Raw genomic sequence first — 17,622 nt, forward strand, 5'->3', positions numbered from 1 at the left:
CGATGAAACGATATCTTCTGTGTCTGGTGTTTTTGCTGCTTGCCGGTATAGGGCAAATAGAGGCAAAGGACGGGATTCCTTTCTTTGTCAATTATTCTCCTGCGGTTTATCATGCGCACAACCGTAATTTTGATATTGTGAGTGATGATAGCGGCCGGGTGTATGTTGCCAATTTCGAAGGGGTATTGTATTACGACCAGACGGAGTGGCATACGATTCATGCTCCGGGGGTATTCCGGATTACGAAATTATTTAAGGATAACCGGGGACGAATCTGGGTAGGCGGATACAATCTGTTCGGATATCTGACCTCAGGCGGGAATGGAGAACTGGAATTGCAGATGGTATTCTCTAAAAACAATAAAGGCTTTTTGGGCGAAGTGACGGATATCGGGGAGAAGGATGGGAAGATTTATGTTACGACTTCGCTGGGTGATGCGGATATTCAGGATGATTCCATGGACGGTTTTATTGTTAATCAGGACAAATCCGATGATATCCGGTATTATAAAGAGGCATTGGTAAACAAGCGGTTGACGCTGGAGAATGGCTCGGTCTTGTTGGCTACGGCTGGAAATGGTTTTGTGATGTTGGATAAAGAGGGGAATGAAGTGTATGCGCTGACAGAGCAAAACGGGTTGTGCAATAACAATGTGAATGGCATTTATGCAGACTCGTCTGGTTATGTGTGGGGAGCTACCGATAATGGTCTTTTTTTAGTAAATATACATACGGCATATACTTATTTCCGCTCTAACGAGGGCTTATCGGGTGAAGTGCAGTCCATTTGCCATACCGCCGACGGGCTTTACGTAGGCACTTTGCAAGGCTTGTTCTACAAGGAAGGTGATGTTTTTGAACCGATTCGGGCAATCCAGCATGCCTGTTGGCAGCTCCAGCAAGATGCGGCAGGGAATGTCTATGCTTCTACGGCTGGCGGCTTGTATGCCGTATATGGCAGGCAGGCACGGCAAATAACGGACAGCCATACGCTTTCTGCCTATGTTTGCGGAGATGGAACGTATTATGCGGGTGAAGTGGACGGTGTTTATCAGGTCCGGCAGGGTGAAAGGAAACAGCTGAACATTATCGAGAAGGCTACCTATTTTTATGTAGATGACGATAAGACGTTGTGGGTAAGGAATATTTATGGCCAGGTGTTCCGTTGCGAAGGAGACTATTCCGGGTATGTTATTCTGGCTCCCGAAAATGCCAAAGGGGAGAAAGACAGTTTTAACAATACGCTTTTCGTCCAGAATGGAATCATATTTGTGTTGAGCCATGTAGGGTTGTTTAAGTGGGATAAGGCAGGGAAAAAGCTGGTAGAAGTGGCGGACCGCTCTTTGTGGTCTTCGGATATCCAATATCCCCAGTTTGTTTATCCCGAGCCGGGCCGGCGTGTCTGGGGAACGAATAATGACGGGAAAAACCTGCATATATACACCAAAAAACAAGGGATGGAGGAGATAAATGCCCTTTTGCGTCCCATACATGATTTGACAATAGGAACCATGGAGACCGACGGGGATGATGTATGGTTGGGAGGAAATTTCGGACTGATTCATTGGGATATGGCGATGAAAGAACCGGATTATGCGAAGAAGTCTCATGTATATCTTCGGCGCATTGTGATTGATAATGATTCGGTGGTATGGGGCGGATTTGATGAGGGAGACCGCCTGGGGGTTACGCTTCCTTTTAAAGAGCTTACATTTAATAGCGGCATCCGTGATATCAAGGTGTATTTCTCTTCGGATTTGTTTTCCGTTCTGGGTGCAACGGAGTACCGTTACCGGTTGGATGCCGGTGAGGAATGGTCGGATTGGAGTACGGAGACTTCGGCACGTTTTGCCAATCCACGTTCGGGACGTTATACATTTCAGGTTATGGCACGCGACCGGTACGGGCGTACAACGGAATCATTGACATTGCCTTTAACCGTGCGTTATCCTGTTTATGTACGTTGGTATAGCATCGTATTGTATATCGTTGCGCTTTCATTGCTCATCCTGTTTTTGATAAGGTGGCGTATGCGCCGGCTTTTGGCGGAGAAGATGCGTTTGGAGCATATCGTGGAAGAACGGACCTCGCAAATACGTAATCAGAAGGACGAGATTGAAGAAAAATCCAAAAAGTTGGAGGTTGCCCTCGATGATTTGAGCAAGGCTCAATACCAGCTTATCCGTCAAGAGAAGATGGCTACGGTGGGTACGTTGACCAAAGGGCTTGTAGACCGTATTCTGAACCCGATGAATTATGTGAACAATTTCTCGCACATGAGCATCGGGCTGGTAAAAGACATCAAGGATAACCTGGACGATGACCAGGAGAATATGACTTCGGACATTTACGAAGATTCCGTTGACGCACTTGATATGCTGAATACGAACCTGAAGAAGATTGAAGAACATGGGTTGAATACGACGCGTATATTGAAAGCAATGGAGGAAATGCTGAAAGACCGGAGTGTGAATCCGACGCTGATCAATCTGGCATCGATTTGCCGTAAGAATATAGAGATGCTTCATGCGTATTACGCCGAAGATATAGCTGAGTGTCATATCCGGATAGAATCACCGGATAAGGAAGCGATGGTTGTAGCGGAAGTGGATGCAGAACAGTTCAGCAAGGTTGTGATGAGTATGCTGGCAAATAGCATGTATGCGCTTCGGAAAAAACGTCAGCAAGGTAAGGCTTTCGAACCCTTGATACGGTTGCGGGTTTTCATTGATGCCGATTCAAGCCAGGCGAAAGTAAGTATTTATGATAATGGTGTTGGCATTGAGTCCTCTATTATAGACAAGGTATTTGATCCGTTCTTTACCACGAAAACTACGGCAGAAGCGGTGGGAGTAGGTATGTATCTTAGCCGGGAAATCATACTCAATCATGGCGGGGACATCACTATACAATCGGTTAAGAATGAATATACCGAATTTGTTATTTCTGTACCTGTCCACCATCCGGAAAATGGGAAAAAGAATGATGCGGATGAGAAAGGGGAAGAGAATAATTAAGAAAACAAAAAGATTAACTCAAAAATCTCAAGATATGGAAACGATAGAACAATTGAAGCGGCAGGTAGAAAGTTTGCAAGACCAGTTAAGGCAGCAGGAAAAAATGGCTACATTGGGTTTGCTTACGGCAGGAATCGTACACGAGATACGTAATCCGTTGAACTTTGTCATCAATTTCAGCAAGCTTTCTGGAGACTTGATAAAAGATTTGGAAGAAGATATCGAAGCCAATACGGCAGATATTGACGGGGATGACGTAGAGGATATCCGGGATATAATGGAAAGCCTGAAAGAGAACCTGCAAAAGATAAAGGAACATGGCGACCGGGCTATCAGCATCATTCAGAATATATTATTGTATTCGCGTGGGAAAGAAGACGAGTTTATTCCGACGGATGTATGCAAGCTGGTAAAGGAATATGTATGGCTTTCGTATCATGCGATGCGGGCAAATCTGAAGAATTTTAATATCTCTATCTTGGAAGATTATGGAAAGGATATTCCGATGATGTCTGTAGTGCCTCAGGATTTAAGCCGTGCCGTACTGAATGTGATGAACAATGCTTGTTATGCTGTGTGGGATAAGGCGCAGAACGGGGATGCCGACTATAAGCCGACGGTCTCGGTCAAGGTGGCACGGCAGGCGGAAGAGTTGGTTATCTCAATCACCGATAATGGGGTAGGGATGAGCCCTGAAGTGAAACAACGGCTGTTCGAGACTTTCTTTACGACCAAGCCTACAGGACAAGGTACGGGGCTGGGAATGTTTATCACCCGTAGTATCATTGAGGAGAAACATCACGGACGCATTGAGTTTGATTCAGAAGAAGGCCGGTTTACTACATTTTCATTAATAATACCGATTAAAGCATGAGAAAATGGATTGTTACTTTCTTTTTGCTGGCGGCATCCATGGCATGGGCGCAAGACGATAGTGAGCTGCGCCAGATTTATATGCAGGCAGAAGAAGAATATACCATAGGACATTTTGATGCTTCCATTCGTTTGTTGAATGAGAATATCACAGGGTTTGACGGGGCATTGAAGACCAGTGCCTACCGCTTGCTTTCGTTGTGCTATTTAGGAAAAGACTATGTACAGGATGCTGAAAAGTATGCTTCTCTCCTTTTGAAAGAAGACCCGTATTATAGCACATCCATCCATGACCCCTTGCGCTTTGCAGATATGATAGAACGTCTGAAACGAGGTGAAGAGACAACTATTACTACAGCATCTCAGCAAGCGGAATCCATAGAAGAAGCTCCGGTACCGGTTACATTGATAACGGAAGAGATGATTAAGGCATCGGGGGCAAGGACATTGGCCGATTTATTGACTTTGTATGTGCCAGGAATGTCGCTTGTTGAAGGTGATGAGATGAATGTAGCCATGCATGGCGTGTATTCATCGTCCCAGGAAAAGATTTTAATCATGCTGGATGGGCACAGGCTAAATAGTCGTACCACTAATTCGGAAGCGCCTGATTATCGTACCAGCCTTGATAAAATCAAACAGATAGAAGTGTTACGAGGTCCAGCCTCTTCTCTGTATGGTAATGTGGCATTAACAGCGGTGGTTAATATCATTACAAAAAAGGGACGTGAGGTTGATGGTGTACAGCTCTCGGCAGGAATAGGTACTAATCATACGTATCGTGCTGACTTCTTAATGGGGAAAAGTGGATTAGGAATTGATTTTCTTGCTTGGGCTTCGGTGTATACATCACAAGGTGAAAAGCGTTATGTAGACGTGGGTGATAAGGATTTTTATGGTAAAATTCTCCGTTCCGGCTATATGTATATAGATGGTTATAATCATCAACCTGCGTATGATATAGGTTTTTCGGCTCAATGGAATGAATTTAAGTTCATGTTTAATACGCAGCATTCGAAAAAAGTTCCTTCTTATAATTCGGTTTTGTTTCAAGGGTTGTATTCGTATGATAAATATCGGAACATGAATGGTTCGAAACCTGGGCATACTCGAAAAGCTACACATATTGATTTGTCTTATGAAAAATCATGGAGGGATAATTGGCATAGTAAACTCAATGTTTATATTGATTTAGAAAATATTTCTAATTATGATGTTGGGGGGGATAGTATATTGCCTGCTGATAGAGAGAGGATTCCTATTCGAGATAATGAAATATTGGATAATATTGATAAAACGAAAATTCGTCAACGAGGAGTTTACCAAGTTCAATCGTTACGTGACTATACTTATGGAGCTATTATGCAGACCAATTATGACTTTCAGAAAAATATATGGAAAGGTTCCTTGCTCGTTGGAATGCAAGTTGAAAGTTATACATTAAAGGATTGTAATATGTCTGTTGGAGATAATTTTGATAGAATATTGGTCACTTATTCAAATCAGAATAGATTCTTGTTATTGGGAAAAGAGTTTAATTTTTCTGCCTTTACTCAGTTGAAGACCAACATTGGAAGATATTTCATTTTTAATGGAGGGTTGCGTTATGATTACAAGCACCGGTATAATGGTAAAAAATTGAATGTGTGTTCACCTCGTCTTTCTCTTATTTACCATATTAATTCCAATGTGAATCTGAAGTTGGGTTATTCTCATTCATTTGTAGATGCACCTTATTTATATCGTGGATCGAATACAACAACGTATCCGGGAGGAAATAATCTTGGACCGGAACAACTGGATGCAATCCAGTTGACTTTCAATCATTCTATTCCTTCACTTCGTTTGAAATATGAGACGAATTTGTACTATAACCGTCTGTCAGATTTGATTTATTTGGATTATTCAATTCCGACATATTACAATTCAGGTGGTATAGACGTTATAGGGATTGAAGAAGTTGTTTCTTATTCAAATGCTCGTTCACTGGCTTATTTGAATATGTCTTATCAATGGTTGTTGGATAATACGAATTATGCTGCTACAGGTTCTTATATTCATCATATCCCTAAATTTAGACTTGGAGGGATGTATCGTTATCAGTTTCTGAAGGATGCTAAATATGGGAATGCTTATGCTAGGATTAATGCAACGGTCTATTCGAAACAAATATCTCCGATACAATCTGCCTATATTGGAGAAAATGTGATAAATGACCTTGAACATGAGTTAAGTCCGTATGCTATTTTTAATGCGGGTGCTGATTATTTATATAAAAAGGTCTCATTATCAGCTAATGTCTATAATTTGTTTAATTTGAAATATTATCAAGGAGGGGCTCGGAAAGCTATTCCTTCTCCCCAGCAGTCAATAAGTTTCTTATTGAAAGTTTCTTATAAATTTTGATGTTAAAAAATAAAGGAATCATAATGAATAGAATACAGCTAAATGCTATTCAACAAAGATTTTGGATGGATAATCTATTGAAATATCCGACAATTGAATATAATGGAACAAATTGTACTTTTCAAGTAAAGGGAGAGTTGGATATATCAATATTGAAAGAGGCGTATAAGTTTATAATGTTGGAATATCCTCCTTTTCATTCTACAGTACAAGTGATGGATGGCATACCTTATTTTGTATGGAGTGATGATTTGGATTATTTACCCTTTCAGCTGGTAGAAGAGAAAGAGGGCATTTCTGAAGAAAGGATAAATGAGTTGTTGGAAGCATTGGTATATCAGCCTTTTGATTTAGAAAAAGAATATCCTTGCAGGTTTTATCTCATTCGGGGACAAAATTGTTATTATCTGCTGCATTCGATTCATCATATAGCAATAGATGGCATAAGTATTCAGACATTCTTTAGGCGCTTGTCGTTGATTTATAATGATTTGTTGAATAAAACATATACATCTGTTGAACAGTTGCCTATGTTGAATCAATTTAATTGGGATCTGGGGCAGTCTTTGTCTCGGCAAAAGGAACAAGATCGTATATATTGGAAAGATTATATTCAGAATATACCGTTGGGATTACCTGTTCCCCGACAAGCTGTTAAAACAAATACGCTTAAAGAAAATGACTTTTGTTATGATTTTACTTTGGGAAGTACTCTCTATGAAAATCTGCATAAATTTTGCGTAGAACAGAAAACAAGTCCTTTCCGGGTATATTCTACTGTGTGGGCTCTGGCATTGTCGCGGCTTTTGCATGAAAAAGAATTATTGATAGATCACACAGTTAATTTGCGGGGTAAGGAATATCACGATTTATTTGGGGTATTTGTAAATGACTTGCCTATAAGATATAATTTTTGTAATGGCGAAACATCATTTATAGAGCAAATAGTTTTTGCGAATGAAAATCGCCATAAAGAACGTGAACATTTGTATGCATTTTACGATGATATATTATCTTTCAGAAGTGGAGAAAATTTAGACAAGAGGGATATGATTAATGCCAGCATTAATTATCCTTTAGATTTTGGTGAGTTAAAATTAGATTTGAATAATTGTATCACAAAAAACTACAGGCATGTAAATGTTATTCCTCCTTTGGATTTGGTTTTGGCTATATCCAGTGATGCATTGCAATGTAACATTCGTTTTAAACCTTCCATTCCCCGGACTTTCGTCCAGTCATTGGCAGAGACTTTCCGGGAAATATTGAGTCAAGTCCTCGCTCATCCGGATATAAAGTTAAAAGACATTCGTTTGCTTCCGGTAGATAAAGAACAAGCGTTATTGGAAAGGGAAAATAATGCTTTGCACAACAAGGTAATTGCTCCTCAAACTTTTATTGGGCAATTCCGAAAATCTGTATCTTGCTATCCCGGCCATATAGCTGTTGAATATGGGGATTTGTCTTTTACGTATGCAGAACTGGATAAACAGAGTACCCTTGTGGCTAAAGCTTTACAAAGAATGAGGTTGCATAATCAGTATATCGGTTTATCAATTCCTAAAAACCCCTTGATGATTGTTGGAATTTTGGGAATATTGAAATCTGGCAATGTCTATGTACCTGTTGATTATGAATATCCTGTTGATAGGATTGTTTTTATGCTGGATGATTGTAAGATTTCGGCTCTATTGGTGACAAAAGAAACGCCGATATTCAGTCATAAAGTTCCGTTGTTGTCCGTAGAAGATTTAGTGCAGGAGGATGAGCATGATACAGTTCTGCCACAGGTCTCTCCTTCAGACACTGCGTACGTGATTTATACATCCGGAACGACAGGGAAGCCTAAAGGAATTCCGATAAAGCATGTTATGTTGGCACAAACAGTGGTAACGGCTATGGATGTATTGCAATTGCATGAGCATTCTCGTGAATTGCAATTTGCAAATATTTGTTTTGATGCTTCCGTGATGGAAATATTTCCGGCACTGGCTGCGGGGGCTACGTTGGTATTAAGTCCGGAACAAGAAAGAAAAGACCCGGTTGCATTTGTTGAATTTTTGGAAAAATGTCAGATAACTTCCATGTTTATACCACCTGCTTTTTTGGCTACAATTCCGCATCGTCACTTACCTAAGCTTCATACAATTTTTGTAGGAGGAGATTCTTGTAGTCAGGAAGTCATAAATTACTGGAGTGAAAACCGCCTTTTTGTAAATGTATATGGTCCGACTGAAAATTGTGTAGATGCGACTCATGCGATTCTGACGCCTGAATCTCAATTTAATGATATAGGTCTCAGTGTTCCGGGAAGCACTTGTTATGTATTGGACGAATATATGCAGTTGATGCCCGATTATACAATGGGTGAGCTTTATATAGGCGGCTTGAAGTTGACTGATGGATATTTGAACCGTCCCGAATTAAATGTCGGGAAGTTTCTGGCTAATCCGTTTGCCTCTAAAGAAAAGAAAAAGGATGACAGTAATCTGCGTTTGTATAAAAGTGGCGACTTGGTTATGCGGCGTGCAGACGGGCATCTTATTTTTATTGGACGTTCCGATTATCAGATAAAGTTAAATGGCTACCGTATCGAGTTAGGGGATATCGAATCCCAAATAATGCAGTTCGGGGACGTGATAAAGAATGCGGTGGTTCTTGTGCATGAGCAAGAAGGAAGGAAGAGCCTTGTCGCTTATGTATTGGTGGTATCTGTCAAGGAGTTCTCTACTGGTGCTTTAAAATCATATCTGATGCAGCATTTGCCTGCTTACATGGTACCTGCTGCGATTGTGCCGATGGAGAATTTTCCTTATAATACAAGTGGAAAGGTTGAGCGGAAGTTATTGCCAGCTCCTTTTTTACATCAGGAAAACCGGAAAGTTGAGTTGCCTGAAACGGATACAGAAAAGAGGCTGGCCGTAGTGTGGAGCGGTTTGTTATCGGAACAGATTATCGGACGTGAAGATAGTTTTATTGCTTTGGGGGGCGACTCTATGGCCGTTATTCAGTTATCTTTCCATATACAGGAGCAATTCGGATGCCGGATAACCGCATCAGAAATTTATCAGCATATTCTTTTGAAGGAGTTGGCTGTTTTTATAGAACAACGGCTGGAGGTAAGTTCTGAAAAAAATAAGACGAATGTAATTCCTGTACAGGAAAAGGTCGCTTTATCCCCTTCACAATTCAGTCTATGGATGGAATGTACAAAAACGAATGAGCTGAAAGATGCCTATAACTTACCGTGTTTGTTTGAGTGTCCTTCTACGTTGGAACCGTTAGTTTTTGAACAGGCATTTAATGATTTGATTGAGGCTCAAGACGGTTTCCGAATGTATTTCCCTATTGATCAAAAAGGGCAGCCTTTTATTCAAGTAGCTCAATATACTCCCGTTCATGTAGAAGTCTATGATATCCTTGAGGCTGAACTTTCTGAATGCTTGACTGCTGATATGAAGATTTCATTCGATTTGACTCAGCCCTTTTTGTTTCATTGCAAATTATATAGGGTCGACGGGAAGAAATATGTTTGTTCTTTAGTCATGCATCATCTGATATCAGACGGTTGGTCGGCTCATTTGATTCAGTCTGTTCTGGTGGATTGGGTGTCTGGCCGGAAAGAGCGGTTAGAAAAAATGTCAGGCAGTTACGTAGAATATTCTTTAAAGGCCAATCAATTTATCCATACTGGAAAATACGCAGACCGTGTCAGGTTTTGGGAAAAATACATGGTTGGTATAACAGAATTGAAATTGCCTCAACATGAACAGGGCAGCGGATTGGCAGGTAGGCTTTATACGTGTGGGATACCTGAGGAACTGTCTGAAAAGATTTATTCTTTTTGTCGTACGAACGGTTATACACAATTCATCTTTTATTATGCCGTTTATATGATGGTATTGTCACGTGTATATAAGCAGACTAATTTTGCAGTTGGTTTTCCCTATTTGGGACGTGAGCAGAATGATGAGAAATGGATTATCGGTTATTTTGTTCAGGTGCTGCTTCTTTGCTATAAAAAAGAATACGGGCAATCTACATTTCTTGACTATTTGACTGCACTTAAAAACAGTTTGATAGCGGTTGAGGAACAGGCTATATCTTATGATAAAATTGTGGAAATAGCCCGTGCTTGTGCTGCAGAGCCAAACCTGGAATTAATCAAAGTCATGTTTACTTTCGAAGAAAAAGCCTTGTATCATGATTACTTGCTGCAGGATAAAGCGGTTTTTGATATGGTGTTTAGCATCTTGTCTGATAAAGACGACCGTATTTATTGCCGTATCGGTTATAGAAACTCTAATTTCACGGAAGAAGAGATAGAACTTTTTGCAGCTATCTATCAGACTGTTTTAAGAGCCGTTGTTGAGAATCCGGATAAATCTTTATTGGATTATCCGTTAGCCTCTCCAGCATATAGCCAAGCAATTATTCAACAGAATGCACTTGCAGGGAAGTTATCTCACTCAAAAACGTTTTTGGAACAATTGGCCTGGAATGTTCAAAATTATTCGCAGCAAATAGCCTTGATAGATGAAAAAGGAAGCATGACTTATAAAGAAATGGATGAACTGTCGGATGCGGTTGCTGTTTCTATCAGAAAGGCTGGTGTCGGTTCTTCTGCCATAGCCTTGCTTATGAGTGCTTCGAATGAATGCATCGTGACGATGCTGGGCATTCTTAAAGCGGGCTGTTGTTTCGTACCTTTAGATGTGGAATTACCCGAAGAGCGGAGAAAGTTTATTTTGCAAGATGCCGGTTGTGTCATGTTGTTTGACAGAACGAATTATCCGTTTGGGGAGGTGATTGATGAAAATATCGTGTCACACAAAAAAGATGCTTTACCGGGAGTCGCTTATATTATTTATACATCCGGAACGACAGGAATGCCTAAAGGGGTTCCTATCTCTTGTCAGGCATTGGATATCTTGAGCGAAGTTGGAACAAGGGTATACGGCTTGTCAAAAAAATCACGAGGTCTGCTGTTTGCCAGTATCAGCTTCGATGCTTCGGTTTTAGAGATATTTCCTGTCCTGTTTGCAGGAGCAGCTTTGGTTATTGCTTCTGCCGGCCAGCGGAAAGATCCGGTACTTTTGGCAAACTTGATGGAAGAACAGGCTTTGAGTTTTGTCATTATTCCTCCTGCTATGCTGCCCTTGTTGCCCAAAAGAAAATTCCCTTCTTTGGAAACGATTGTGGTAGGGGGAGAAACTACGGCATTGTCTGCTCTTGAATATTGGCATAAAGACTATAGGTTGATTAATGCATATGGCCCTACAGAGAACACGGTAGATACGACCTTGTGTGTGGTTGATGACGATTTTGAACCGAACGATATAGGCATTCCGTTGCCGGGAGTTTCTTGTTATGTATTGGATGAATACTATCATATCGTGCCAGACAATGTGATTGGAGAATTGTATATTGGAGGGATGAAGTTGACTTCTGGCTACTTGAACCGTTCGGAGTTGAATAAGGAAAAGTTTATTGAGAACCCTTATGCCGTACCGGAAGACAAGGCTTTGGGAATAAATACATTTTTATATAAAAGCGGTGATTTGGTGAAGCGTCGCTCGGACGGACATTTTATTTTTATGGGACGAGCCGATAATCAAGTGAAATTGCGCGGCTTTCGCATTGAATTGTCTGATATAGAAACACAACTTCAGCAATGCGGAAATGTGCAGAATGCTTTGGTGGAAGTCTGGAAGAAAGATAATCGGGAAGAATTAGTGGCGTTTGTACAACCTTGTGCATCATCTTTATTGGATATCTCTGATTTGCAGACGGCTTTGCGTGGCAAGTTGCCCGCCTATATGATTCCTTCCAAATGGGCGGTGGTGGATGAGTTCCCACTTACGATAAATGGCAAGATAGACCGTAAACGGTTGCCCGAACCCGATGTCGTGGTGAAGCGTGAAGTTGTCGGGGCGGATACGGAAGATGAGAAGGCACTGCTGGCGATAGCTGAAGAAGTGATTGGCACGGAAGGCATTGGGGTAGAAACCGATTTGTTGGACGAAGCGGGAATGACTTCCATGCAGGTAATGGAATTTGTGGGCAAGGTGATAACCGGGACCAGCTTGCGTATCACCGTTTCTTCGGTGTATAAGTGCCGTACGATACGCCGGTTGCTGCATGATGTGGAAAGCGGTGGTTATTTCTGGTTTGCTGAATACGATGTCCGGAAGCCTGTACTTGTGTTCATTACCGGATTCCCGGCAGTATCGCCTTTTTATGATGGCTTGCTCCGTTTTTTTGCTGAGGATTTTTCAGTCTTTGTATTCGATTCTTATTACGACTTTTTTATTGGCAAAGAATCGGTCTCATTGGATGTGCTTTTGCAATTTTATGCAAAAATCCTTTTGGAGGTATTGGAAGGTAAGCCGATAGCCATGCTGACAGGTTATTGTACCGGTGCGGAATTAGCTATTGCCTTAGCTGACTACATGCAGCGGGAACATCCGGAGAAAGCTTTGTATCCTGTCTTGAATATGGAGGCGGTATATCAACGCGTTGAAACGGATGAGATACCGGAAGAAATAATCGAAGAAATATTGAGAGAGCGGATCCGTATAACGAATGAGTTGTACAAAAATTTCCCCGCATTAGATTATAAAGGGCCGATTGTGCATGTCATGGCGGCGAATGCCTCTAAGATGATTTACTTGGAAAGAGGTGAGGAAAACGATGAACGTCTTTTGGAGCAGATGCGCCAAATGCTTGGGATGAATCATCAGGCATGGAAAGAGCATTATCCCAACGCTCCTTATTATGAGTTGGATTGCGATCATTGGACGTTCTTTGAAGAAAAGAATCTAAGTGCACTCCGTAAAATTATTCGAAAGCATTGGAATATATAAATGATAATATATTATGATACAGAACGAAACAATAACCAATATCCTGACACGAGTTACGGTCAGGAGGTTTACAGACGAGCCGGTAAGCGATGAGGCGTTGCACATCTTGCTACAGGCAGCCATGGCCGCACCCAGTTCGATGAATTTTCAGCCTTGGCATTTCATCGTGGTGCGTGATGAGGCAGTCATGCAAAAACTCAAGGATTGTTTGCCTTATGCAAAGATGATAAATAAGGGATGTACGGGGATTGTGGTTTGTGGCGATGTGTCTCTTTACGAATCCATCAATAAGATAGATAAGGAAGACAACACACTTTATTGGGTGCAAGATTGTTCGGCTGCATCCGAGAATCTGTTGCTGGCAGCCCATTCTATCGGGCTGGGAGCTGTATGGACGGGAATTTATCCACTGGAAAGCCGTGTGGATAAATTGCGTGATTTGCTGTCTGTGCCTGTCCATATTGTACCTTTGAACTTGATATTGGTGGGGCATCCGGTCAACATTCCTCAACCGAAGAATAAATGGAACAAAACAAAAATACATTACGATAAATTCTGAACACTTGTATGTTGAACGAAATCTTATTCCATCATGTCGGTTATGTGGTAGCCGATATCCGTCTTTCTGCTGCTCAGTTTGCCCAATTGGGGTATGTAGCTGGAGAGATACTTTACGATGAAGGCTTGCAGGTTGAACTTTGTTACCTGACTAAGGAGGGGGCACCTCTTGTTGAGCTTGTACATCAGTTGCAGTCTGGTTCGCTTGAAGCCAGTCTGCTTCATGCCAATGGTGTTATGCCGTATCATCTGGCTTACGAAGCTTTGGGCTTTGATAAAGCTTGTGAGGAGTTGCTTGCCCAAGGCTATGAACGGTTGTTTGCCCCGGTACAGGTAGGGGCATTGCAGGGCATTCGGATTTGTTATTTTCATCATCCGGATGCTGGTTATATAGAACTGATAGAGAAACGTTGAACGGTATAATGGCAATGTGGCAATTTGTTAATGTGGCAATTTGCTAATTTGCTAATGTGTTAATGTGCTCTCATATTATTCATTAGCACATTAACGCTGCATTTTCATACGGTTTTGTGCGTCAGGCTCAGGAAGCGGTTTGTTACGTTGTTGAGCCGGGTGTGTTGACAATCAGTAACGCTGTTATGTGGGAATATAGTTTTTGGCATGTCACAGTACTTGGCAAAGCTTTTTCATCTATATGCATCGGTGCGCGCAATTACATGCGGTGACGGACGCAGATAGTTGATAGTCCGTCAGATGATAGCAGACAGTTGATAATCAATGTGCGTAAATTAATCATGCCAATCAGGAGTTAAAGGGGAGTTAGAAGAAGTTATTGTCCGCTGGGCTTTGGGTATCGGTTTCAGAAGCAGGACTATTGACCTTTACCTCCTGAACGAAGTGGTAACTCCTGTGAAACATAACAGCTTTTAATTCCTGATTGGCATGCATTACATTTTTATTTCATGTGTTAAATTGAAAGTCCGGTGTTGAAAATTTGGTGGCAGATGTAGTTGTGAGCCTTCTGGGGCTTTTCCACTTGGACTGGAGGAAATGTTTTTGTGTTAATTTGATAGTCCCTCCTTTTGTTAACTGCTAAATCCTTTAACATAATGTGGTTAAAGTCGTGATGAAAAAGGCTTCAAATGCTTTAGGGAACCGAAATATTTGTTATATTTGTTTCATAATCTTTTAATAATGCAAAACTAAAAAGAGACGTATGAAAGATCAGTTGAAACATTTTTTACTGTTTGCTGTGCTTACCATTTGTTGTACAGCTACGGCGGTGGCACAGGCTACCGTGAAAGGTATGGTGGTGGATGCAGGTACAAACGAGCCTCTTATCGGGGCTACGGTTGCTGTGCAGGGGACTACGCAGGGGGCTATCACCGATGTGAACGGAGGTTTCACATTGAAGCTTGCTAAAAAGGGAGTTACCATCGTATTTACATACTTGGGCTATAAAGAGAAGACCGTAACAATCGGGAAGGATGGAGAGGTAGACTTGGGTACCATCCTGATGGAATCGGATGCACAGATGCTCCAGGACGTGGTGATTACTTCGTCGGTGGCTATCGCCCGCAAGACGCCGGTAGCTGTGTCCAGTGTAAGCATGGACTTTATTGAGGAAAAGCTCGGTACGCAGGAGTTTCCCGAAATCCTGAAGTCGACTCCGGGTGTGCATGCCAACAAGGAAGGCGGAGGTTATGGTGACTCTGAAATCTATATGCGTGGGTTCGGCAACGAGAATATCGCCGTGATGGTGAACGGTGTGCCGATGAACGATATGGAGTGGGGAGGCATCTATTGGTCGAACTGGGCAGGACTGACCGATGTGACACGCACCATGCAGACCCAGCGCGGTTTGGGTGCTTCGAAGGTATCGGCTCCTTCGGTAGGTGGTACCATTAACATTGTGACCCGTGGACTGGATAGCGAAAAAGGCGGAACCCTTGCTTATTCGATGGGGAACGACGGCATGAACAAGATTTTGTTCAGCGTTTCTACCGGTGTGTCGAAAAGCGGCTGGGCAATGACGTTGCTCGGTGCCCGTACGTGGGGTAACGGTTATGTGCAAGGCACTGACTTCGAAGGATACAATTATTTCCTGAATATCTCGAAACGCCTGAATGATGCGCACCAGTTGTCGTTGACGGCTTTCGGTGCTCCGCAAAAGCACTACCAGCGTGACGGTGCCCTGACCATTGCCGGCTGGCAACGTATGGAGAAGGTGTATGGCGTGAAGAATTACAAATACAACTCTACGTACGGATTCGATAACAACGGCGAGCGTCAGAGCGCGGAATACAACGTATACCACAAGCCGCAAATCAGCTTGAACCACCAGTGGCAGATTGATGAGAAATCATCGCTGAGTACGGTGGCATACGTATCAATCGGACGCGGTTATGGAAATTCCGGACAAGGAAATGAAGACTATGGATATTCGTACCGCGACTGGAACGGTGCTTATTACGGTGAATTGCAGACCAAATTCCGGAAAGCTGACGGTACGTTCGATTATGGAGCCATCGAAGACATCAATGCCGCAAGCGAGTATGGTTCGATGTTGGTCATGAGCCAGTCGAAGAACTATCACAACTGGTACGGCTTGCTTTCTACGTATACGACCAAGTTCGGCAAATACTTTGATTTCTACGGAGGTATTGATTTCCGTTATTATAAAGGTACGCATACGAACGAGATTTCGGACTTGTTCGGCGGCCAGTATTTCATGGACTCTACCCGTGGCGATGTGCAGGTGGAAAACAATATCAATAAAGCCAATCCGGCATGGAGATACCAGAAACTGGGTGTAGGCGATGTGGTGTACCGTGACTATGACGGACACGTATTGCAAGAGGGAGCTTTCTTCCAGACCGAGTTCAACAAGGATAAGCTCTCGGCTTTCGTGGCAGGTTCGTTATCGAATACCACGTATTGGCGTTACGACCGTTTCTATTACGACGAGGCTCATGCCAAATCCGATAAAATCAGCTTCTTGGGCTTTACGGCAAAGGGTGGTGCCAACTACAACATCACCGACAATCACAATGTATTCTTTAACTTAGGATATATCAGCCGTGCGCCGAAGTTCTCTTACGGTGCTTTCATGCAAGCTACTACGAGCCATGCCATCAACAAGGATGCCAAGAACGAGAAGGTATTGTCGTTCGAGTTGGGATACGGTTTCCGCAACGAGTGGCTGAGCGCGAACGTGAATGCTTATTATACCAAATGGCTGGACAAGACCATGACCAAGAGCGGTACGATGGATAACCAGATGGAATATTTCATGAACATGACCGGTGTGAACGCCTTGCACAAAGGTATCGAGCTGGATGTGAAAATCACTCCGTTGAACTGGCTGGAGCTGACGGGTATGTTCTCGTTGGGTGACTGGAAATGGGATAGCAACGCTACGGGATATGCTTACGATGCTTACGGTCAGGCATTGACGGCTGAAGGAACCGTTACCACAGTAGGTGCTGCCGACCATGCCAATGCCAAGATTAACCTGAAAGGTGTGCGTGTAGGAGGTTCGGCACAGACCACGGCGGCTATCGGCGCTACCTTCAAGATTGGCAAGTCCATCCGTGTAGGTGCTGACTGGACGTATTACGGACGCAACTATGCGTACTATTCATTGTCGGGAAGCAACCTGTCGTTGGGCAGGGAGGTATCTGTGCTCGACCCGTGGAAGATTCCGGCAGCCAGCCAGTTTGACCTGAATGCTTCTTACCGCTTCAAGATCGGCAAGCTGAATGCTATCCTTTCCGGAAACGTGAACAACTTGTTGGATTACCAGTATATCTCGAAGGCATACAATCCGAATACGCTTTCTTCTTCAACCCTGCAGGAAGCTACAGCCGACAACATTTATTGCTACTATGCGTTCGGCCGTACGTATAGCTTGAGACTGAAAGTAAATTTCTAATCCTAAA

7 protein-coding genes are annotated in these 17,622 nt (G+C 42.6%); all 7 read left to right on the forward strand.

Features of this window, described 5'->3' with window-relative positions; genetic code table 11:
- Positions 1–2: 2 nt before the first annotated feature.
- The 7 genes from B5F25_RS11665 (at position 3) to B5F25_RS11695 (ending at position 17,615) form a co-directional block, all read left to right on the forward strand.
- Positions 3–3,017, forward strand: coding sequence for a sensor histidine kinase (locus B5F25_RS11665; protein ID WP_087249720.1), 3,015 nt, complete (start codon positions 3–5; stop codon positions 3,015–3,017).
- Positions 3,018–3,051: 34 nt separating this feature from the next.
- Complete coding sequence (locus B5F25_RS11670) at positions 3,052–3,891, forward strand: ATP-binding protein (protein WP_013617817.1); 840 nt, start codon at positions 3,052–3,054, stop codon at positions 3,889–3,891.
- Positions 3,888–6,296 (forward strand): TonB-dependent receptor, encoded by a 2,409-nt coding sequence (locus B5F25_RS11675; protein WP_087249722.1) that lies wholly within the window; start codon positions 3,888–3,890, stop codon positions 6,294–6,296. Before B5F25_RS11670 ends, B5F25_RS11675 begins: the two co-directional genes overlap by 4 nt.
- Positions 6,297–6,319: 23 nt before the next feature.
- The gene (locus B5F25_RS11680) at positions 6,320–13,162 is read left to right on the forward strand and encodes a non-ribosomal peptide synthetase (RefSeq protein ID WP_162614408.1); all 6,843 of its coding nucleotides are present in this window, start codon (positions 6,320–6,322) and stop codon (positions 13,160–13,162) included.
- Positions 13,163–13,175: 13 nt separating this feature from the next.
- Complete coding sequence (locus B5F25_RS11685; protein ID WP_206423547.1) at positions 13,176–13,721, forward strand: nitroreductase family protein; 546 nt, start codon at positions 13,176–13,178, stop codon at positions 13,719–13,721.
- An 8-nt stretch (positions 13,722–13,729) separates the two neighbouring features.
- The gene (locus B5F25_RS11690) at positions 13,730–14,134 is read left to right on the forward strand and encodes a VOC family protein (protein ID WP_022039543.1); all 405 of its coding nucleotides are present in this window, start codon (positions 13,730–13,732) and stop codon (positions 14,132–14,134) included.
- Between the two features lie 763 nt (positions 14,135–14,897).
- Positions 14,898–17,615 (forward strand): TonB-dependent receptor, encoded by a 2,718-nt coding sequence (locus B5F25_RS11695; RefSeq protein ID WP_087249726.1) that lies wholly within the window; start codon positions 14,898–14,900, stop codon positions 17,613–17,615.
- Positions 17,616–17,622 lie beyond the last annotated feature (7 nt).

The organism is Bacteroides sp. An19 (genome assembly GCF_002160215.1).
Classification (GTDB): Bacteria; Bacteroidota; Bacteroidia; order Bacteroidales; family Bacteroidaceae; genus Phocaeicola; species Phocaeicola intestinalis.